The sequence below is a fragment of the Terriglobia bacterium genome, assembly GCA_036496425.1.
GTDB lineage: Bacteria > Acidobacteriota > Terriglobia > 20CM-2-55-15 > 20CM-2-55-15 > 20CM-2-55-15.
On the sequence record DASXLG010000069.1, the window covers coordinates 1 to 21,296 of the forward strand.

The following is a 21,296-nucleotide window of genomic DNA, read 5'->3' on the forward strand; positions in this document are numbered from 1 at the left end:
TTCGTTCCGGGCGCGCTCGGCTCCGTCCTGAAGCACTTCATGAACATAATCCATGTTATTCGCCAATTCCGCACGTTTCTCACGCATTTGAGCGAAATAGTTCCAGTAGTGCTCGAAGAGCGTTTTCTTCAGGTCTCCGTAGCCAAGCCCCCCGGCACGGAGACGATCTTCGAAATCGACCGCGACTTCGGATGGCGCCACCAGCTTCAACAGCTGGATCGCCAGATTCTTATCCGCGTCGGGTTTCGGTTCCTGCGGAGTGCGGCTGTCCATCACAATGCTCATGACCTTTTTTCGCATCGCTTTTTCCTCGCCGAAGATCTCGATGGTATTTCCGTAGCTCTTGCTCATTTTCTGGCCGTCGGTTCCGGGCACAACGGCAACTTCAGGAAGAATTTGCGGCTCGGGGATGACGAATGTCTCTCCGTAAAGGTTATTGAACTTGATGGCGACGTCTCGCGTGACCTCGACGTGCTGCTTCTGGTCGCGGCCGACCGGAACGATGTTCGATTCGAATGCGAGAATGTCGGCAGCCATCAACACCGGATATGCAAATAACCCATGATTCACCTGATCCAGGTCATCGTCTGCGAGCCGCGCTTTTTTGTCCTTATAGCTATGGCAGCGCTCGAGCAGCCCCATCGGCGTGACCGTCGAGAGCAGCCACGCGAGCTCGGTGACTTCGGAAACGTCGGACTGCTTCCAGAACACGCACTTCTTCGGATCCAGGCCGCAGGCCATGAAGTCCAGCGCGACGTCCAGGGAATTCTTCCGCCGCTGCCCGGCGTCGAACAGCGAGGTCATCGAATGATAGTTCGCGATGAAGTAATAGGCTTCGCCTTCATCCTGAAGCTGAATGGCAGGCTTCATCATCCCGAAGTAATTTCCGATGTGAAGGCTGCCCGACGGCTGAATTCCACTGAGGATCCGCTTTTTTCCCATAATCAGGCGGAAAGGTACGACAGGACGAAGTTGATAACGGGGCTGTACATCATCGATGGGACACCTAAATACAGAAGCGCAATGAGCAGGACAAATCCGTAGCTTTGCATTTGATTGAACACGCCGGAGAAGGAGCGCGGCAGCAGGCCGGACAGCACTGCGGCGCCGTCGAGCGGCGCTACCGGGATCAGATTGAAAACGGCAAGGATCAGGTTGATCAGCATGCCGTAGAAAGCGAATGCCGTCATTGCAGCCAGAATCGTGTTCCCGTCGGCGGCCCGCCCGTAAATCAGCTGCGTCAGGATATCGGCAACCTCTCCGGACATGGCCTTCGCGGCGACCAGCCAGAGGAAAAACCACGTCGCCAGCAATAAATTGCTGATCGGACCGGCGGCAGCGACAAGCATATGGTCTCGAGCGGGATTCCGCAGGCGGCTCACATTGACGGGCACCGGCTTGGCCCAGCCGAAGATGCTGCCATGAAGCAGGAACATGCCCATGAGAGGGAAAAGGAAGGTTCCGAACGGATCGGCATGGACCAGCGGATTCAGCGACACGCGGCCCAGGTATCGCGCCGTCGGATCCCCCAGAGCGTCCGCGGTCCAGGCATGGGCAGACTCGTGGATGCTGAGCGATAAAAGCAATACAATGAACTGGATAATGAGGAAGAAAATCCCTGACTCCATCGTTTCGGATCATTAGGTTAGCACACCCGAAAGAGCCCGGGCCATGTGCTATAATCCGTCGATGTTGCACGTCGTCCTGCTGAGGCTCGCGCTGGGCCTGTATTCGGTCGGTCTGGCGCATTCCGTCCTCACGGCCCTCAATAGAAAACAAACTCTTTTCCGGCCGGCCTTGTATGCCGTCATGGGAGGGTTTGTGCTGCAGGTTTCGGCAATTGTGTTGCGCGCAGCGGAGGTGCATTACCTCCCTTTGACCCAGCGCTATGAAGCTTTTTCGTTTTTCGGCGCGCTGGCGACGTTAGGCTTTCTGATCGCTCATCTGAAGTATCGGATTGAGCCGCTGAGCGTCTTCGCGTTTCCGCTGATCTTCGTGATGACGTTCATCGCAAATCTGTTCTACGACCCGTCATCCGCGATCCCGCAGAGTTTGCGCAGTCATTGGATCTATATCCATATACCGATGGTCTTCCTGGGCTATGCGGCGCTCTTCATCGCCTTCACCGCCGCCATCATGTATTTGATCCAGGAGCGTGCGCTCAAGTCCAAGCATCCGGTTCGTTTTTATAATTGGCTTCCCTCGCTCGACATATGCGATGACCTCGCCTACCGCTCGCTTGCCATCGGCTTTCCGTTGATCACGCTGGGCATTATCACCGGAGCGCTCTGGGCGGAAGGCGCGGGCGTGGTCTGGGAACGGGATCCAAAGGTTTTGTTTTCGTTTCTCACGTGGTTCGTTTACCTGCTGCTGATTTTCTACCGTCTGATCGCCGGTTGGCGCGGGCGGAAAGCGGCTTATTTGTACATCGTGGGCTTCATCGGCGTTCTGGTCACATTCCTTGGCGTCGGCGGAATCCATTCATTCAACCAGTAATGCAACTCGCACTCGTAGGAGTCAGCCACAAGACCGCGCCCGTTGAAGTCCGGGAACGGCTCGCATTCAATAGCGAGACTCTTCGGGACGCGCTGACATCCCTTGTGCGCCGGCAGGATATCCACGAAGCGATCATTCTTTCGACCTGCAACCGGGTCGAAGTGATGGCGGAGAGCCCGGACGACCGGTTGATTCGTGAATTCCTCTGCGAGTTTCACCAGATCCCTCACGAATCGGTTTCCCAGCATCTTTACAGCTTCAGGAATGCAGACGCCATCCGGCATGTCTTCCGTGTCGCCGCAAGCCTCGATTCGATGATGGTCGGCGAACCCCAGATTCTGGGCCAGGTCAAGGAAGCATATCGAGTTGCGACCGATGCCGGCACGGTTGGAATGCATCTCAGCGCGCTGATGACTCGAGCATTTGCGGTCGCTAAGAAGGTTCGAAGCGAGACCGGTATTTCGCAATCTGCTGTGTCGGTGAGCTTCGCTGCGGTCGAGTTGGCACGGAAGATTTTCGGCGATCTGACCGGCAAGACCGTCATGATCATCGGCGCCAGCAAGATGGGTGAACTGGCGGCAAAGCATCTGAAGCGCAACGGTGTGTCCTCCGTGCTCGTCACGAACCGCACGTTCGAACGGGCGGTCGAACTGGCGAAGGTCTTCGAAGGCGCTGCCGTGCCATTCGAGCATTTCACGGATCATATGGCCGGCGCCGACATCGTGATCAGTTCGACGGGAGCGCCGCACTTCATCATCAGCAAGACTCTGGCGGAACAGGTCATCCACCGCCGCAAGAACAAGCCGATGTTTTTCATCGATATCGCCGTTCCCCGCGACATCGACCCGGGCGTCAACGAAATCGATAACGCGTTCCTCTACGACATCGACGATCTTCAGCAGGTGATCGATTCGAACCTCAAGGAACGCATGAAGGAAGCGTCCCGGGCTGAAGAGATCGTTGATTCCGAAGTACAGGCCTTCTGCCTGAAAATGCAGTCCCGCGAGGTCGTGCCGACGATTGTCCAAATGAGAGACAGCCTCGAACGGCTTCGCCGCGAAGAAATCGAGCGCAATCGCCGTCATCTGAAGGATCTCTCGCCCGAAGGCCAGGCCGCTGTGGATCAAATCACCAGGTCCCTGGTCAACAAGATCCTGCACACGCCAACCGAATACCTCAAGCAGATGGCTCAAGACCCGAGTGGGCCGGAAGTTGCGGATCTGATTCGCAAAATATTCAACGTCAAGACACCGGAATGAAGCTCGGGACCCGAGGCAGCCCGTTGGCTCTGTGGCAGGCGAACTGGACCAAGAGCGCCCTGGAGCAACGCTGGCCGGGCCTCTCCGTGGAACTGCTGGCAATAAAGACCACGGGCGACAAGATTCTCGATGTTCCGCTTGCGAAGATCGGCGGCAAGGGACTGTTCACCAAAGAACTCGATGAGGCGCTTCTGGATGGCCGCATCGATCTTGCAGTTCACAGCCTGAAAGATATTCCGTTCCAGCTTCCCGACGGCATCGATTTCGGCGCCATTCCGGAGCGCGAAGACCCCCGCGATGCATTTCTCTCGAACGGACCGAAACTGCAGGAACTTCCCCGCCAGGCCAGGATCGGGACCAGCAGTCTGCGCCGCCAGGTTCAGTTGCGATCTCGATTCCCTGATCTGGAGCTTGTCACACTTCGAGGCAATGTCGACACTCGCGTGCGAAAACTCGATGCGGGAGAGTTCGACGGAATCATTCTGGCGGCGGCCGGTCTAAAGCGGCTGGGGCATGCCGGGCGGATTACGCAATTTCTGGAAGATGACATCATGATTTCTGCCGTCGGCCAGGGCGCGCTCGGGATTGTCTGCCGCTCGGCGGATCGAGAAACAAGACGAATGCTTGAGGTTCTGGATCATAGCGAGACGCGAATTGCCGTGACGGCGGAGCGCGGCTTGCTTCGAGCACTCGGCGGAAGCTGTCAGGTTCCGATCGGCGGAAAAGCCCGGCTTGAAAAAGACAGACTTGTGATCCGAGGCCTGATCGCCAGCCTGGATGGGAAGCGGGTCATCAGCCACGAAATCAGCGGGTCAATCGCCGGACCTGCCGCCGGACCTGCCACCGACCCTGCCGCCCTTGGTATCCAGCTTGGTCAGGAACTGCTCGCGATGGGAGCCGGAGAAATCCTTGCCGAGATCGCCCAGTATGCCGCTGAGCGGTAAAACCGTCGTTATTACCCGCGCAGCGTCGCAGTCAGCCGAATTGCGCGCCAGTCTCGAAGCCCTGGGCGCGCGGGTGATCGAGTGTCCGACCATCCACCTCGTCCCTCCAACATCCTGGAAGCCTGTGGACGACGCGATCCGGAAACTGAATACCTACAACTGGCTGCTTTTTACGAGCGCGAATGCCGTCGAACAATTCATGGACCGGATGGGCGAGCGGCGGCCGTCGATTCCGATCGCCGTGGTCGGCTCGGCTACGGGCAAGAAGCTCGCCGGCTGGGGCCTGAAGCCTGAGCTCGTGCCCGAGGACTTCCGTGCCGAAGGGCTGCTGGAGGCGTTTCCTCAAAACCTCGTGGGAACGCGGATCCTCTTTCCCCGTGCAGAAGTCGCGCGCGAATTGTTGCCCGAAGAACTGCGGCGCCGCGGAGCCGTCGTTGATATTGTGACGGTTTATCGAACGGTTAAAGCAATGATGGGAAACATCGGCGATATCCTTGCTGCCGAACCCGTGGACTGCATCGTCTTTACGAGTCCATCCACGATTCCCGAAGACCTTCACATGCTCCCGACCGGCACCACCCTGGCGGTTATCGGCCCGGTCACGCGCGAAGCCGCCCAATTGATGGGATTGAAACCCGACATCGTCCCGGTAGAATCGACAGTGCCGGCTCTCGTGGAGGCGATCCAAACGTACTTCGGGAGAAACGTGTAGGGAACGGAACATGACTCGAGGCCTAGCCCAAACAGTCCTCGTGAGCGACCCCCTGCCGGCTCCGCCGGCTGGCTTGACTGTCCCCCTGATACAGGGGGACAGCCGTGCCGAAGGCACGGCAGGGGGTCGCTCACACACCGTGTGGAAATCAATGTTTTGTGCAAAGCGATGACTCAGAGCGACTACGACAAATGCGCGAGGCGAATCGCCGAGGCGCTCCAGCTTGAACCTGGCGAGAAAGTACTCATCAAACTCGACACCCGCGTCTTCACCGCACTGGTGCCGCCGCTGCAGACGGTGATCCGCGCATCCGCCGCCCACATTGCGGGTGTCATCCTGGCGGAAGACACCCGCAACAGCTCGGCGTCCGAACTGGAATCTCTACGTGCACTCTTCAACAATGCCGACGTCTTTATCTGGCTGCCGGAACTTCGCCAGGGCAACCGCCCTGCTCTTGCCCAGGCCCTGAATGAGTGGCTCGATGCGAAGCGCGGCCGCGCCGTTCACTTTCACTGGAACAGCGGTTCGTACCCGCTGGGTATCCACGAATTGCCCTCGCAGGACTTCATCGACGGCGTGTACCTTGCAGCGCTCGATGTCCCTCCCGAAGCGCTCGATCGACGGCAGCGGCAGGTCATGACCCTTCTTCAGTCCGGCCAGATTCGCGTAACCACTCCCGAAGGCACAGACATCCATTTTGAATGCGGCGAGCGGCCGTTCTGCAGCCAGATCGGCGACGCCACGCGGAAGCGGATGCAGACGGCCCGGACACGCATCGATCGTGATATCGAACTTCCCGGCGGCGTTCTTCGTGTCGCGCCGCTCGAAGACTCCGTCAATGGCTCCGTCTGTCTGCCGGTCTGGCGTCCGATCTTCACGGAAGGGCGCGATTTGACCTTGCGGTTCGCGCGCGGCCACCTGACGATCGAGGGCGTCAATGCCGACAAGCTGGACCAGGAACTCACTGCGGCAGGAGGCGATGCCCGGATATTCCGCGAATTCGCGCTAGGTTTCAATCCGGCGTTACAGATTCTTCCCGAGGCGCCATTCATTGCGTATTACGGCTACGGTTCGGGTATCGTCCGGCTCAGCCTGGGGGACAATGAAGAAATGGGCGGAGCCAACCGGGGCGGTGGCGTCTATTGGAATTTCATCCACAACTCCACCGTAACGGCGGGCGGCAAGACGATCGTTAAGGACGGGAGGCTGACAGAGCAAGCGGATATGTGAGCCAGCCGCCAACGGCTCCGTGGAAAATCGCCAAAGACGACAGCGCAAACCGTTGCCGACGAAAGCCCGGAGATAGATATGATGCCGGCTATCCGCAGGTGAGCTTGTATCGGACCCGGGGGACGGAAATGGTCGGCGCGGCAGAAAGGAATTGCGGGTCGCTCAGCATGGTCAGGACGCGGCGGGCGGTTGTTGCGTTGACGATCCGCTCACCACACTGTCCACAAACTGCGGCCGGAACGTTTTCGACCACAACGAGCTTTTCCTTGATCCAGAAATCCTGCTTGACCCGACGGTGATTCAGTGGCGCGCCGCAATTGTGACAGCTACCCATACTGTGACGACGTGTTCTTTTCACTGCACCCATTCTACAGCATATGTCGTGATAAGAAGGACGAGCCCCGTCTCCTTGATCCTGCAAACCACCGCAATCGCACGCCCATCAACCGAGGGGCCGATGATTTCATATCTGGGGCCGCGAATATCCTTCGTAAATCGCCGATGAATGCGGCCATTGGCGACGATCATTTCGATGTCCAGAAAGTCCAGATTGTCGTTCGCCATTTCTTCCAAAAAGTGCGGAATGGCAACCTCATATTCTCCCGCCAAGACCTTCTCCCGAATCGTTTGGATGATCCTCGAGCTTGAACCGCCCACAAGAGGAATAGCCGCGAAAGGCAGGAGATGGTCACATGAAAATGTATGCGATGGCCGGAAAATCGTAGCGATCACGGTCAACGGTCTGACGCCGTCAAACGCTACGTCTTTCAAGCCCAGGTGCTCGGTTTGCCGTAGCAACGGACAAAGGCCGTTAAGGATGGAAGGGTGACAGCGGAAGCGGATACATGAGCCAGCCGACAACGAACGCTACAGCCAGAAACGAAATAAAGACAAATACACCGTAACGAAACTGATCACGTGGCTCATTCTTGGTAATCAGGGCAAATACAGTCGAAACGATGAGCGAAAAAACGGTGAGGGCCGTGAAATGCGAGAGGATCACGGTTTCCGCCCCTGCGCGATGTCGAATGCGTCCAGAATAATCAGGTAGTTCAGCAGCCCGCAGACGGCGAGGTACTTTGTGCCGTAGTCGAAGCTGGGCAAGTTCATTGCGCCGGCCCCCCAGTCGAAGTGCTGGGCGATCCAGTAAGGAATTCCCGTTCCGATATTTGCGACAAACGACAGAAGGTCCAGGGGATCTTCGAATTGGAGATCGTAGAGTCTACCGTGCATCGCAAGTCCCAGGCCGAACATCAGAAGCACACAGAGGGCGAAAATGAGGCCGCGAATCCATCGTCCGACGAGAACGTGCGCCAGGCCCGGAACCAGCCAGCCACCGGAACAGATGGCAAGCGTCGTTGCCATTTTCATCGCTTTAGGTTCGGCCATCGTCTTTTTAGGAGCAGCTTCGAATTGCCCGTTTCCCTGGTCCATTTGCGGTCTATTCGGCGAGTTTCCATTCGAGGTCACTAAGTTCCAAGCCTACAATCTCAAAAATCTTGTGTCTACTGCTTTCGCCCGGAATCACGACCTTTCTCCAAAAAGAGCCGTGCCGATGCGCACCATCGTTGCGCCCTCTTCGATCGCGACCTCAAAATCGTGGCTCATGCCCATCGAAAGCTCGGGCAGGCGATAGCGCTCCGCCAATTGCCGAAGCTTGTGAAAGTACGGGCGAACCTCCTCAGGATTTTCCAGGAACGGCGGGATGGCCATGAGTCCGCGCAGTTGCAGGTGCTCGTATCGGCTGAACTCTTCGACAAAGCCCGGAAGGCTTGCCTCGTCCACCCCGGATTTGTTCGGCTCTTCGTGCAGCTTGACCTCGATTAAGACAGGAAAGGGCCTCGTGGCCGCCTGATTCAGCTTCGCCGCGAGTTCCGGCCGGTCGACGCATTGGGCCCAATCGAAATTCTCCACGACTTTCTTCGCTTTGTTGGTCTGGAGATGCCCGATGAAGTGCCAGGTGACATTCAAGTCGCGCAGCGCCTCGCGTTTTGGCAGCGCTTCCTGGAGGCGGTTTTCGCCGATATGGCGAATGCCGCAGCCGACGGCCTCACGAATATCCTCCACGGGTACGGTTTTGGTGACGGCAATAAGCTGAATTTCGGCAGGATCGCGGCCCGCTCGTTTAGCGGCTTGTTGGATTCTGCTGCGGATCCGGAGATAGTTTCCTCGAACGTCAGCCATGCCCGCGCCCCGGAAACGCGGGCCGAAGCCCGCGACTGCATGTTCATCGAACTTTTCGAGCCTTGGGCTTCGCGGGCTTGCTATCGCCCGCCACCACCGTCGCTTCTTCAAGCTCGGATGTCCGCCCGCCGCGGCCTTTTTTCGTTTCGCTCAGGCTTTGCTTCAGGATTTCCATCAAATCGATGACCTTCGCCGGGCCGGGGCCCTTCGGCGCCGCCGCCTGCGGCGCTACGCCGGCGACCTTCATCTGGATGACTTCCAGAACCTTGTCGTAGTAGTCGTCCTTATACTTCGAGGCATCGAACTTATCGGACATCGAATCGATCAGCATGTTCGCAAGATCGAATTCCTTTTTTGAAAGTTCCGCGGCTTTCGGCAGGTTCAACGACCCCGCGTCCACGATCTCATGCGCGAAGCGCATGGTTTGCAGCGTCATCATTTCCCCGACGCTTTTTACCGCCGCGAGGTGTTCGCGCGATTTCAACACCACCTTGGCGATTCCGACCTTCTTCGACTGCGCCAAGGCGTCGCGCATCAGCGCGTAAGCGCGTTCTCCACCCTTCTGGGGCTCCAGGTAATAAGGTTTGTCGAAGTACAGCGGGTCGATCTCGTTTTCGTGGACAAATTCCTGAATCTGGATGGTCTTCGTCAATTCGACGTCGGCGTGATCCAGATCCTCGTCCGTGATTTCGATGTAGCGGTCTTTTTCATATTCGTAACCCCGCGTAATCTCTTCCCACGGCACCTCCGCATTCTCGGTATCACAAAATCTTTTGTAGGACACCGGGCTCATATCCTTCTTATGGAGGTAGTGAAATGAAAGCTCGTTTTTGCGCGTGGCGCTGAACAACGAAATCGGGATGGAAACGAGTGCGAAGCTGATGTTGCCTTTCCAAATGGCTCTCATGGGCGGCCCTCTCCGTCTGTATCTCTCAAACGGGACAATAATCTCAATTGTAGCATCAACTTACAAGTAATCTCTGCAAACGAAATCTTGAGCCGCAGATGACGCGGATGACGCAGATGGGCGCGTCAAGTTTCTTCAAGTGCGCCCATCTGCGCCATCCGCGTCATCTGCGGCTCAATCGTTACGGAACTTTGATTGATCCTGCGGGCCTGATACGATAAAACTTTTCTCCGACTATGTGGATCGTTCGTCTTGCGCTTCGCCGGCCCTACACTTTCGTCGTCATGGCGGTTCTGATCGCCATTCTGGGCGGAATCTCGATCGCGACGATGCCGGTAGATATCTTTCCTTACATCGACATACCGGTAGTCGCAGTGGTGTGGCAGTACGGCGGATTGTCTCCGGAGGAGATGGAAAGCCGCATCGTTACGAACTTCGAACGGTCGCTGACCTCGAATGTCGTCGGTATCGAGCACATCGAATCCCAATCACATCAAAGCATTTCGGTCGTCCGGGTCTATTTTCAACCCAATGTTCAGGTCGACCTGGCCCTGGCGCAGATCGTCACGCAATGCCAGGTCGCGATCCGCAACATGCCGCCGGGGACGTTTCCGCCGCAGGTCCTGAAATATGATGCGGCCAGCGTACCCATTCTCCAGCTCGGCCTGAGCAGCAAGACGCTGAGCGAACAGGAAATCTTCGATCTCGGCAATAATTTCATCCGGACACCGTTGGCTACCGTACAGGGAGCGAATGTCTCGTATCCTTTCGGCGGGAAGAGCCCGCAGATCCTGGTCGATCTCAATCTGCAGGAGCTTTACGCGAAGCAGCTCTCACCGATCGATGTTTCGAATGCCCTGAGTCTTCAGAATCTGATCTTGCCCGCAGGAACCGCCAAGTTTTCGACCACGGAATATCCCATTCGATTGAACAGCAGCCCGTTAGCTGTCGCGGACTTCAACGAGCTGCCGATCAAAACCGTGAACGGCGCCACGATTTACATGAAAGACGTGGCGACGGTGCACAACGGGTTTTCTCCGCAACAGAACATCGTGCGCACGAATGGATCGCGCGGCGTGCTGCTGACCGTAACCCGCAACGGCAATGCCTCGACTCTCGCGATCGTCAACGCTGTGAAGAACGAGCTTCCGAAAGTCATGGCGACGATCACCCAGGACCTGCAGCTCTCCGTATTCGGCGATCAGTCTCTTTTCGTTCGCGCCGCGGTTGAGGGCGTCGTGCGTGAAACCTTGATTGCGGCATTGCTCACGGGGATGGTGATTCTTCTGTTCCTCGGCAGCTGGCGCAGCACGCTCATCGTCTGCATCTCGATTCCGCTCTCGATCCTGACCTCGATCTCCATCCTGAGCGTACTCGGACAGACGATCAATGTGATGACCCTGGGCGGGCTGGCTCTGGCCGTGGGCATCCTGGTCGATGACGCAACCGTTGAAATCGAAAATACGCACCGCAATCTCGCGATGAAGAAGCCGTTGGTGCGGGCGGTTCTTGATGGAGCGTCTCAGATCGCCATCCCGACTTTCGTCTCGACCTTGTCGATCTGCATTGTTTTCGTTCCGGTGCTCCTGCTGACCGGCACCGCGCGATTCCTTTTCACGCCGCTCGCGATGGCGGTGGTGTTTGCGATGCTTGCGTCTTACTTTTTATCGCGAACGCTGGTGCCCACCATGGTGCATTACCTGCTTCGAAGCGAAGTCGAGGTGTACCACAGCGGAGGGCACGGTGGGCAAGGCCTGATCTGGAACCTGCATCGCCGCATGAACGGATTGTTCGAACGCCTGCGCTATCGCTATCTCGGACTGCTCGATTTCGCACTGCGGAACCGAGGGCCGGTTCTTGCCGGATTCCTGGTGGTTTCGCTGGGTTCCCTTTTCCTGTTGAAACTGGTTGGACAGGATTTCTTTCCCGACGTGGACGCAGGCACGATCCGGATGCATGCGCGGACGTCGCCCGGCACTCGAATCGAAGAGACCGAGGTCCGCTTTGCCGACGTCGAGCAGGAGATTCGCAACATCCTGCCGCCGGGCGAGATCGACACGATTCTCGACAACATCGGGATCCCGAATGCCTGGGGCAGCATCGCGCAGGGCGACGTGCCCAACATCGCATCGACGGACGGAGAGTTCCTGGTTTCGCTCAACCGCGAAAATCATGGCTCCGTTCACGAATATGAAGTTCTGCTGCGCAAACGCCTCAACGAGAAGTTTCCCGGCATGGTCTTTTTCTTCGAGCCGGCCAACATCACGAACCAGATTCTGAATTTCGGTCTTCCCGCGCCGATCGATCTGCAGGTCGTGGGACGCGACATCGCCGGCAACTACAAACTGGCGCAGAAGCTGCGCCAGCGCATCGCCGCTCTTCCGGGCGCGGCGGATGTCCATATCCACCAGGTATTCGCGGAACCGCAACTCCAGCTGAATGTCGATCGAGTGAAGGCCGGCGAACTCGGTTTGACGCAACGCGACGTGAGCAGCAGCATGCTGATTTCGCTCAGCGGAAACGGCCAGGTCGCTCCGAGTTTCTGGCTCAACCCGGCGAACGGCGTCAGCTACGGCGTCGGCGTCCAGACCTCGCAATACCGGATCGATTCTCTCGACGAGCTGTTACGGACGCCGGTCACTGCAGCGTCAAGCGCAGTGACAACGACCACGCCGGGCTCGCTTGCCGGTTTGTCCACGGCGGGCGACGCATCCGTCGGCGCATCGCCCAACGGCGCATCACTCGCGTACGGCAATCCGGGCGCCATGACCAACAGCACACAGCTGCTATCCAACCTCGTCGATGTCAAACGGAGCTATGGCCCTGTGATCACCAACCACTACAATGTAGCGCCGGTGTTTGACGTGTATGCCAACGTCGACAGGACGGACCTTGGAAGCGTGGGTAAAGAAGTCGAGAAAATCGTGAATCAGGAGAAGGCCAATCTGCCGCGAGGAACCACGCTCATACTGCGCGGCGAATACGACACGATGAAGTCGTCGTTCTTCCGCCTCGGCCTCGGTCTTCTGTTTGCGGTGGTGCTGGTTTATCTGTTGATGACGGTCAATTTCCAATCATGGCTTGATCCGTTCATCATTCTGACGGCCTTGCCGGGAGCGCTTGCCGGAATCCTCTGGATGCTGTTCGTAACCGGAACGACACTCAGCGTACCCTCGCTGATGGGTTCCATCATGTGCATCGGCGTAGCGACCGCTAACAGCATTCTGCTGGTGACCTTCGCGAATGACGAGCGCGTCCATTTGCCCCTGGCCGCGGACGCGATGCTTTCCGCGGGAAACGCCCGCATTCGTCCCGTTCTTATGACGGCATCCGCCATGGTTTTAGGTATGCTTCCGATGGCGCTCAGCCTGGGCGAAGGGGCGGAACAGAACGCACCGCTCGGCCGCGCCGTTATCGGCGGACTGCTAGGGGCGACGCTGACCACGCTCTTCGTGGTTCCAATTATTTACTCCTACCTGCGCACGATACCGCCTGTGAACCAGGAACGGCGTCTCGAAGAAGAAGAGAGCAACGCGGCGTTAGAAGCGGAACTGTCAACGACATGAACCACAGCGAACACGACGGCGGCCGGCCCACCAACTTGTGGCGTCCTTCCGGCATCACCATTTCGGCTATTCTGCTGGGCTTCATCGTGCTCCTCGCCGTTGCCTTCGTTGCCGGATACGTGCCTCTCCAGCGGCGCGAAGCCACCGTCCGGGCCGAAGCCGACGAGCGGGAGAAGTCGCTTCCCCGCGTGACGGTGATGCGCGTCAGCCATGGCTCGGGCAAGAACGAGTTGACCTTGCCGGGCACCATGCAGGCGGTGATGGAAGCACCGCTACTCGCCCGTGCTGATGGCTACCTGAAGCGCCGGCTGGTCGATATCGGCGATCACGTCCGCGTCGGCCAGGTCCTGGCGGAAATCGACGCCCCCGAACTGGACCATCAGACGCGGCAAGCCGCTGCCGCCGTCGAACAGGCAAAGGCGGCGCTGGAACAGACACAGGCCAACCTCGAGCAAGGTAAGGCGAATCGTGAACTTGCCCGGATCACCGCCGAACGATGGAAGACTCTTTTAGGACGAGGCCTTGTCGCACGCCAGGACAGCGATCAATACCAGGCACAATTGGCCGCGCAGAACGCGAACGTTCAGGCGCTCGAAAAAGCAGTTGCCGCCCAGAACAGCAGCGTCGCTTCGGCGAACGCGAACCTGTCCAGGCTTCAGGAAGTCGAGAATTACAGCCTTGTGAAGGCTCCTTTCGACGGCATTATCACAGTGCGCAATGTGGACGTCGGCGCCCTCGTCACTGCCGGCACCACGCTGCTCTACCGCATCGCGCAGATCGAAAGACTGCGGACGTATGTGAATGTGCCGCAAGCCAGCGCCAACGCCATCCACGACGGGCAGCCGGCCGCGCTGACGGTTTCGAACTTTCCAGGCCGGATTTTTCACGGCATGGTAGCAAGGACCGCGAATGTACTCGATCCCGCCAGCCGTACGATGCTGGTCGAAGTCGATGTGCCGAATGGAGACCGGTCGCTATTCCCCGGTATGTATGCCAATGTCGACCTCAGCGGATCCCGTTCGAATCCGCCCCTGGTCCTGCCGGCCACCACCATCATTTTCCGCACCGACGGCGCGCAGGTTGCCGTCGTGCAAGACGGCACGGTACACCTCCAGAAGGTCACCGTCGGCAGAGACTACGGCGACCGCGTCGAAATTCTGCAGGGTCTGGCTGATGACGCGGACATCATCACAAACCCTGGGGACTCCGCCCGGGAAGGCGCCAAAATCATCCCCGTGAGCGCCGAGAGCTCGCCGAAATAAAAATCACCCTGGCTGGAAAGTCGTGAAAGGATCACGCGGGCCGGCGAGGCCGCAGAGCAGCAGAAACGACGGCCAAAGGTGCAGGTAGAGGCGCGGTAACGAGGAATCGAGGTGCCATTGCAGGTCCATCGGTGTGATGAGATACGTCGCTGTGTAGCCTGCTAACACGACGGTACAAATGAACACGCCTTGCAGCCAGCCCCTGTCGAGCAGGATCTTTCGATCAAGCCCTTGCAACGCGACATATATCAGAATAAGCAGAATAGGATTCACCAGCCAGTTTCCAAACGACCAGAAGGTATCGGATATCGTTGTCCACGTTATGACATAACGATGTGGAGTGAGAAGCCTCTGAAGCATCCCCGCATAATTACCGTCCACAATGTCGTTCGGCGGCGCAACTGCAACTTTGAACCATACGATCATGGCGAGAGGCAGCGCCATTCCCGCCGCGAAGGCGAAAAACCGCAGCGCGGTTTTCCGAGGCTCCCAGAAGACCGGTGCGAGCATCGCTAACGCCGCCGCAACGATGAACAGTAAACCTTCATTTTTCGTCCAACCGGCACACCCCGCCGCGAATCCGGCAAGAACGAGCAGTCCCGCGCTTTCCGGAGCGGCCTGAGATTCGAGGCATATCAACGCGATCGTGGCTAACACGTATAGCGACAGCGGAACATCCGCGGAACCCGACACCCCATAGGCCACATAGAAAGGTGTTCCCAATAACACGAGCGCAAACAAGACCGCGCGAGACGATTTGCGCAAGTGAATCAGCGTCGCCGTAAGAACCGCGATGGCGGCAAACGTGTACAGGATTCCCAGCGCTTCAGCGGCGTCCGGATCCTCGTCTTTCATGTATCGCCACAGACGTGCAGTGGTCGCTGGAACGAGGAGAGGATAATCCGCATGGTAGGTATTCAGAATGGTCTTCCGCCAGACGGGGCCGTCGCGAAAGAGATATCGAGCATGGCTGTTCCAGATCGCCGTGGCGTCCCAGTCTCCGTGAGGCGAACGCTCGATTCGACTCATGTCATATGAAAGCGCCATTCCGGCGGCGCACACCAGAAGCAGAAAGACCGCAGGCACGCGCCAAACGCCGATGGGTCTCCACATTAACGGTTCGAAGCGCCAGCGGCGGTAATAAATGCAAGCTACAGCCAGAACCAACAACAACCCCGATTCGACCAGGAACATCGGACGGCGAAAGGCAATGAAGATCAGAGAACACAAGCCAATGCCAACCGCCGGCGCAAATACCAGCGCAAGCAGACGAGGAAGATTGGACGGCCAGAGGAGGGAAACCATGCAGAGTCCCAACAGAACGGAAATGATGATGCCGACAGCAGCCATGATCATGGGGTTGGCCGCCTTTTCAGCAGGATCAGCCCGGTTTTCGATTCGTAAACCTTCGAGAAACCTTCAGGTATGTGTGCCGGCGCGTTGATGCGCGTGGCGTCTACAAGGACGTAGGGAGCTGAAGAGCTATTCTGTAGAAGGTTCCATGGAATCATCCCGTAACGCGCCTGGACCCAATTCCTGTCGTCGTCGAGCGTCTGCGGACGGCCATTTAGAATCCCTGCGGGCATATACCCGACGTCGCCGCGCCAGTACCCCGCCTTCATCAACTCGTCTCGAATGAATCTCAGCCGATCTTCCCAAACGACGACGTCATCCGCTTCGCGCGGCTTCACCCAGCGAAGCGTTTGATTCAGTTGCACCAGGTTGAGGAAAGACACGAATACGAGGAGGGCGGACACCAGAAGTCGAACACCCGCAATCATTGCCGCAGCACTCTATCACACACGATCGTGCCGGGATGACCATTAGGAAGAATTGGCTTTAAGCCGTACGTCGGACGATCAACTCGATCTCGAAACCGAAAAATCGTTTCGCCTTTCCGTCGGCTAAAAGCACGTCATAGCGGTACACGAAGTCACCTGTATGGCCGATGACTCCGCTGATCACTCCCTCCCGGCCTTTATCCGATCCCGGAGCTAGAACGAGAACGCCGTCACCGATCTTGAATCGCGGCGGCGTCGGAAAAGTCTCGAGTTTCATGTGCTGAAGAATCAGCAAAAAGCCTGCCATCCGTTCAGCCAGGCGTCGTCCTGCGGCGTGAAACTTTTCAGCGGTTTACGGAAGGTGAGAAGCGCGTTGCCGCTCCCCGGGAAGTCCGCCGGAGAAAAGCATGGAAGATTTCCTCAAACCGGAGCGGTCCAGAAGCAATTTGAGGCGCCTTGCAATAGTGAACTCTCCGTTCTCTTTTGCAATTCCGGCAAGTTCGCTCAGCGCGCCGCGGATTTTATTCGAGTAATCCGGATTCGCCGGCGAATTGCCAAGCAGATGGATGCAGGCGCGGATAACTGTGACGCATTCGTCGAACCGCGAGTTCCCTGCGGGTTCGGGGCGGCGCTCCGCCAGTTCTGCGAGCATGTCTTTCAGGACAGCAAACGAAAGAGTATCCATCTGGGCACCTCCGTTTCAGGCATCGTTACCATCTTGCCAGTCGAGACTTGCAAAGACTCTTCCGAAGCTGCGGGCTCGGTATCTGCCTGATTTGACGGAAGACCTTGTAATTTTTTCCAGAGATATCGCCGGCATGGATCACCGTTCCGTGGAAAATTTCCAGACTACCTCTCCACCGCAATTTACATGAGCGGCGCGAATGCAAGCGTCGTGCATCTCAGGAATGTCTTCGATCGTTGAGGGCTATATACTACCGCCGTGAAGATTCTCGCTATCCTGCTGGCGCTGTTCTATCAAGGACAGCCTGCCGGACCGCTTACCACTGTGCGCACAACGCTGCGGGGACTTGCGGCTCAGCTCGACGAGCATCGGCCGACGTTCGGCGCGACCGCCGATCTGACCGCGGCCAAACATCAGCTTCGAGACTGGATCGAATCGGAACTGGCCGGCCAGAATCCGCAGATCGATTCCGGCGCCTTTTCGCAGAAGCTGCGGGCCGCGCTGGGCGATGCCGATCTGCTTTGCAACGATTGCACCGTGAGTGTGAATTACCTCGGCTATGTGGATGATGTCCGCGTGATGCGCCGGGGCGATTTCCTGGTTGTCGTGACGGCTACCGGCATTTCCTGCGGTTATGACGAGTCGGCCTATGCCTATGCCTGGAGCGGACAGCAATGGCGGCGGGTATGGGAGCACGAACAGAACACATACACGGCCGAAGGCTATGTTCCGCAGCAGATCCAGGATATCCAGATCTCCTCAGTTGGTGCAGACGGCGAGCGCCTGCTCATGTTGCTCGGTTCGCAAACCCTCTGTGGCGGCGCGTTCAAAAATCTATACGCCCGTGCCTGGCAGATCGATTCGAACAATACCTTTAAAGCGGTGTTGAATTGGACCGGCTATGGCGATGACGGCTACCCACCGCTTACCGGGCGCGTTCTTCCGGATGATGTCCTGTTTGAATACACGGCGGGCGGCGCGATCAGCGGCGAAGTTCATACGGCAGTCCGGCACTTTAAAGTGGGGCAGGGCGCGGCGGCGCAGGTCGATCCAATCGCGGGCCGTCCTCACGACTTCGTGCTCGAGTGGCTGGCCGCTCCGTGGCAGGAAAGCCGGTTGCGTTCCGATTCGGTCTCGCTCGAAACCGCGTATACTCAGCTTCGCCGTCCCGACGCCGCCGGGGATTTTCCCGATTCGACACTCCGTTGCACGGGAGGCGAAGACCTTTGGCAGGTGGCAACCAACCTCTACGAACGGCCCAAGCGCTATTTTCGCGTCCGCCGGCAAAGCCCTTTGAAGTTCACGATGGTCAGCATCAGCGAGACTCCGTATCCCGACTGTACGGTCAAGGACGACCGGGGAGAAACGTACCCGGATCTGCTGAGTAACGGCTCCCGCTGATGACCCAGCCGCTTCGCGGCTGAATCAAAGCACCCGAGGCCTCACCGCTTTTGCCTATAATCCTCTGGTGGATCGTTTCATTGTCATTCATTACAACGAGCTCGGGCTGAAGGGCGGCAACCGCGACTATTTCGAAAATGCCCTGTGCGGCAATATCAACGCTGCCGTGCAGGATTGCGGCGTGGAACGCGCAAAGCGTATCTGGGGCCGGATACTGCTGCCGCTTCGCGCGGACGCCGACCTTCCGGAAATCAAGACCCGCCTCGGGCGTATCTTCGGAATCGCTTATTTCGCCGAGTCCTGGAGTTCTCCACACGCTGTGGAAAACATCGAGGAGAATGCCTGGGCCCTCATCCAGGGCCGGACGTTCAAGTCATTCAGAATAGACACCCGCAGGTCCGACAAGACTTTTCCACAGACGTCTGTGGAAATCAACCGGCGGGTCGGCGCCTTTGTGAAAGAGCGCTCGCAGGCGCGGGTCGATCTGGAGCACGCCGAACTGACCTGCTGGATCGAGATCGTGGAACAATTCGTCCTCGTTTATGTCGACCGGCTCCCCGGTCCCGGAGGGCTTCCGGTGGGAACCAGCGGCAAGGTTGTCGTGCTGCTGTCGGGCGGCATCGATTCCCCGGTTGCCGCGTGGAAGATGCTCAAGCGGGGATGTACTCCGATCTTCGTCCACTTCCATAGTTTTCCGTACACCAACGCCGAGTCCCAGGAGAAGGCGAAGCAGCTTGCCCGGCTGCTCTCGCACTATGCGATGCGCGCGAAGATTTACCTGGTGCCTTTCGCGGAAGTTCAGCGGCACATCATGGTTGATACGCCGCTGGAAACGCGCGTCATTCTCTACCGGCGATACATGATGCGCCTGGCCGAAAGGATTGCGCGGCGCGAGAAGGCGCGCGTGCTCGTCACCGGCGACAGCGTGGGACAGGTGGCATCCCAGACGATCGAAAACATCGATGTGATTTCGAGGGCCGTTCCGATGCCGATTCTCCGGCCGCTGATTGGCGATGATAAAATCGATATCATCGACATTGCCCGCCGGATCGGCACCTTTGATATTTCCATCCAACCCGATCAGGACTGCTGTTCCCTTTTTGTGCCGAAACATCCGGAGACGAAAGCGAATCTCATCAAGGTCGAGACCTCGGAAGCCCGGCTGCAGGTCGACGAAGCGATGAAGGCGGCATTAGAGGGCGCCGAGGTTTTGTTAGAATATCCGTCGTATGCAACACGGGAAGTTCGTCAGCTTTGAAGGCATCGAAGGCTGTGGCAAGACCACTCAAATCGCGCTTTTGTCCGAATATCTCAAGAAAAGGGACATTCCGCATACCATCACTCGCGAACCGGGGGGAACGGCGGTCGGCGAAGGCATCCGCAAGATTCTGCTGAATTCCGAAACGATCCATCTCACGGCGGCTTCGGAGCTCCTGCTCTTTTACGCATCGAGAAGCCAGAACATCCTGGAAAAGATCAAGCCCGCTCTGGACCGCGGCGAAATGGTCATCTGCGATCGTTACTACCATGCCTCGATGGCGTACCAGGGATACGGGCGCGGCATTCCGCTGGATTTCATCCACAAACTCACCGATCTGGTGTGTGCGCCGTACCGGCCGGACGTGACGTTTCTGCTGGATATCGAACCCGAGGTCGGCCTGGCGCGCGCCCGCTCGCGGAATCACACGCGGCCCGAAAACGAAGGACGCTTCGAGGCCGAGAATCTGGAGTTCTATAACCAGGTTCGCGACGGATATCTGGAATTGGCCTCACAGGACGAACGCATGCAGCTCATCTATGCCGACCGGCCGATCGAGGCTGTCCATCGGCATCTCCTCATGCTGCTCGGATTCGATTGATGATGACATTCGATACGTTTATCGGGAACCGCAAAATCGTCGAGCGTCTTCGCACCAAATTGCGGGAGGGACGCTTCCCTCACGCCTTGATCTTCTCCGGGCCCGAGGGTGTGGGCAAACACACCTGCGCGCTCATGATCGCAAAAACGTTGAATTGCCTGAATGCGCAGACCGGCGGCTTCTGCGGCGAATGCGCGGCGTGCCGCAAGATCGATGCAGGAACGCATCCGGATGTGATCCGCGTTTCAGTCGAAGACGAAGCGAGCCAGATCAAGATCGCGCAGATCCGCCAGATCCTCGGCACATTGGGCCTGCAGCCGCTCGAAGGGCGGAACAAAATCTTCATCGTCGATCCGGCCGATTTGCTGAATGCGGAAGCGGCCAACGCTCTGCTTAAAGGACTCGAAGAGCCGCCGGAGAACAGTTTTTTCATTCTCATCACTGTAAACGTCCACGAGCTTCTGCTGACCGTCCGTTCGCGCTGCCAGGTGTATCACTTCACACCGCTGACGCTCGACGATATCCGCCGGCACGGCGTCACGGACGAACTGACCGTCCGCTGGTCTCAGGGCAGTATCGGACGCGCCCGAAGCCTGGACGTGGCGGAATTGAAGAGCGAGCGAGCAGTTATTCTCGACTTTCTGGAAACCGTCGCCAATGCCAGGGAGGAACACTTCCAGGATCTTATGGGCGTCAGTGCCGAACTCGGACGCGCGAAACAGGAATTTGAAACCCGCACCGCCGTGATGGCCGTGCTGATTGCCGACCTCCTTTATATAAAGGAGGGTGCGCCCGGGCAGATCGTCAATGTCGATATCCGTGATCAGCTGGTCCAGCTTGCCGCACGTCAATCCACGGATCGGCTGTTGAAGATGGGCGAATTCCTGCGCTTCATCGAGTCCAGCATGAAGATCCACGTCAACCGGCAGATGCTAACAGACGTGCTGGCAATCAGCGGAAACGAAGCGGCTTCAGCCATGTGAGGGGACTTATTGGAAATTCGAAATTGG

Annotated in this window: 22 protein-coding genes; 11 read left to right on the plus strand and 11 right to left on the minus strand. The window is 57.9% G+C overall.

Translation table 11 applies throughout. The features are described from left to right. Positions 1-942: tryptophan--tRNA ligase (gene trpS, locus VGK48_04640; GenBank protein HEY2380450.1), on the minus strand; the 942-nt coding region annotated here is incomplete at its 3' end. A 2-nt stretch (positions 943-944) separates the two neighbouring features. Beyond that, on the minus strand, positions 945-1,628 hold the full coding sequence (locus VGK48_04645) for a site-2 protease family protein (GenBank protein ID HEY2380451.1): 684 nt from the start codon (positions 1,626-1,628) through the stop codon (positions 945-947). Positions 1,629-1,689: 61 nt separating this feature from the next. On the opposite strand from VGK48_04645, the gene ccsA reads away from it, so the two are divergent. From ccsA to VGK48_04670, 5 genes are all read left to right on the plus strand, one after another. Then, positions 1,690-2,496, plus strand: a complete 807-nt coding sequence (gene ccsA / locus VGK48_04650; GenBank protein HEY2380452.1) for a cytochrome c biogenesis protein CcsA — start codon at positions 1,690-1,692, stop codon at positions 2,494-2,496. Continuing rightward, entirely contained in the window at positions 2,496-3,755 is a 1,260-nt protein-coding gene (hemA, locus tag VGK48_04655) for a glutamyl-tRNA reductase (protein HEY2380453.1), read from the plus strand. Before ccsA ends, hemA begins: the two co-directional genes overlap by 1 nt. After that, positions 3,752-4,699, plus strand: coding sequence for a hydroxymethylbilane synthase (gene hemC / locus VGK48_04660; protein HEY2380454.1), 948 nt, complete (start codon positions 3,752-3,754; stop codon positions 4,697-4,699). Before hemA ends, hemC begins: the two co-directional genes overlap by 4 nt. After that, a complete protein-coding gene (locus VGK48_04665) occupies positions 4,683-5,411 on the plus strand; it encodes a uroporphyrinogen-III synthase (protein HEY2380455.1) in 729 nt (242 codons plus the stop codon). Before hemC ends, VGK48_04665 begins: the two co-directional genes overlap by 17 nt. Before the next feature lie 141 nt (positions 5,412-5,552). Then, positions 5,553-6,641: a hypothetical protein gene (locus tag VGK48_04670; protein ID HEY2380456.1), complete on the plus strand. Its 1,089-nt coding sequence runs from the start codon at positions 5,553-5,555 to the stop codon at positions 6,639-6,641. Positions 6,642-6,729: 88 nt separating this feature from the next. On the opposite strand, the gene VGK48_04675 is transcribed toward VGK48_04670, so the two are convergent. The 5 genes from VGK48_04675 to VGK48_04695 all read right to left on the minus strand — a co-directional run bounded on the left by VGK48_04675 (position 6,730) and on the right by VGK48_04695 (position 9,732). Next, on the minus strand, positions 6,730-6,999 hold the full coding sequence (locus tag VGK48_04675; GenBank protein HEY2380457.1) for a YgiT-type zinc finger protein: 270 nt from the start codon (positions 6,997-6,999) through the stop codon (positions 6,730-6,732). Continuing rightward, positions 6,996-7,250, minus strand: coding sequence for a DUF4258 domain-containing protein (locus VGK48_04680; GenBank protein ID HEY2380458.1), 255 nt, complete (start codon positions 7,248-7,250; stop codon positions 6,996-6,998). The genes VGK48_04675 and VGK48_04680 overlap by 4 nt, the downstream gene beginning before the upstream one ends. 390 nt (positions 7,251-7,640) lie before the next feature. Further along, a complete protein-coding gene (locus VGK48_04685; GenBank protein ID HEY2380459.1) occupies positions 7,641-8,075 on the minus strand; it encodes a DUF6677 family protein in 435 nt (144 codons plus the stop codon). A 90-nt stretch (positions 8,076-8,165) separates the two neighbouring features. Continuing rightward, positions 8,166-8,825 carry a YggS family pyridoxal phosphate-dependent enzyme gene (locus tag VGK48_04690; GenBank protein ID HEY2380460.1) on the minus strand — a complete coding sequence of 220 codons (660 nt, stop codon included), beginning with the start codon at positions 8,823-8,825 and terminating at the stop codon, positions 8,166-8,168. 43 nt (positions 8,826-8,868) lie between these two features. Further along, positions 8,869-9,732 (minus strand): Ku protein, encoded by an 864-nt coding sequence (locus tag VGK48_04695; protein ID HEY2380461.1) that lies wholly within the window; start codon positions 9,730-9,732, stop codon positions 8,869-8,871. Positions 9,733-9,968: 236 nt separating this feature from the next. On the opposite strand from VGK48_04695, the gene VGK48_04700 reads away from it, so the two are divergent. Beyond that, entirely contained in the window at positions 9,969-13,298 is a 3,330-nt protein-coding gene (locus tag VGK48_04700) for an efflux RND transporter permease subunit (protein ID HEY2380462.1), read from the plus strand. Then, complete coding sequence (locus VGK48_04705) at positions 13,295-14,560, plus strand: efflux RND transporter periplasmic adaptor subunit (protein ID HEY2380463.1); 1,266 nt, start codon at positions 13,295-13,297, stop codon at positions 14,558-14,560. Before VGK48_04700 ends, VGK48_04705 begins: the two co-directional genes overlap by 4 nt. Before the next feature lie 3 nt (positions 14,561-14,563). Here the strand turns inward: VGK48_04705 and VGK48_04710 are convergent, their stop codons facing one another. The 4 genes from VGK48_04710 to VGK48_04725 form a co-directional block, all read right to left on the minus strand. Beyond that, positions 14,564-15,916 carry a hypothetical protein gene (locus VGK48_04710; GenBank protein ID HEY2380464.1) on the minus strand — a complete coding sequence of 451 codons (1,353 nt, stop codon included), beginning with the start codon at positions 15,914-15,916 and terminating at the stop codon, positions 14,564-14,566. Beyond that, entirely contained in the window at positions 15,913-16,341 is a 429-nt protein-coding gene (locus VGK48_04715) for a hypothetical protein (protein ID HEY2380465.1), read from the minus strand. The genes VGK48_04710 and VGK48_04715 overlap by 4 nt, the downstream gene beginning before the upstream one ends. 58 nt (positions 16,342-16,399) lie before the next feature. Next, positions 16,400-16,618 carry a hypothetical protein gene (locus tag VGK48_04720; GenBank protein HEY2380466.1) on the minus strand — a complete coding sequence of 73 codons (219 nt, stop codon included), beginning with the start codon at positions 16,616-16,618 and terminating at the stop codon, positions 16,400-16,402. Between the two features lie 75 nt (positions 16,619-16,693). Further along, the gene (locus VGK48_04725; protein ID HEY2380467.1) at positions 16,694-17,026 is read right to left on the minus strand and encodes a hypothetical protein; all 333 of its coding nucleotides are present in this window, start codon (positions 17,024-17,026) and stop codon (positions 16,694-16,696) included. 258 nt (positions 17,027-17,284) lie between these two features. Between VGK48_04725 and VGK48_04730 the strand changes: the two genes are divergently transcribed. The 4 genes from VGK48_04730 to holB all read left to right on the plus strand — a co-directional run bounded on the left by VGK48_04730 (position 17,285) and on the right by holB (position 21,269). Further along, complete coding sequence (locus VGK48_04730) at positions 17,285-18,427, plus strand: hypothetical protein (protein ID HEY2380468.1); 1,143 nt, start codon at positions 17,285-17,287, stop codon at positions 18,425-18,427. Positions 18,428-18,494: 67 nt separating this feature from the next. Further along, the gene (gene thiI, locus VGK48_04735; GenBank protein HEY2380469.1) at positions 18,495-19,685 is read left to right on the plus strand and encodes a tRNA uracil 4-sulfurtransferase ThiI; all 1,191 of its coding nucleotides are present in this window, start codon (positions 18,495-18,497) and stop codon (positions 19,683-19,685) included. After that, on the plus strand, positions 19,657-20,286 hold the full coding sequence (gene tmk / locus VGK48_04740) for a dTMP kinase (protein HEY2380470.1): 630 nt from the start codon (positions 19,657-19,659) through the stop codon (positions 20,284-20,286). The genes thiI and tmk overlap by 29 nt, the downstream gene beginning before the upstream one ends. Beyond that, entirely contained in the window at positions 20,286-21,269 is a 984-nt protein-coding gene (gene holB / locus VGK48_04745; GenBank protein HEY2380471.1) for a DNA polymerase III subunit delta', read from the plus strand. Before tmk ends, holB begins: the two co-directional genes overlap by 1 nt. The last annotated feature ends 27 nt before the right edge of the window (positions 21,270-21,296 follow it).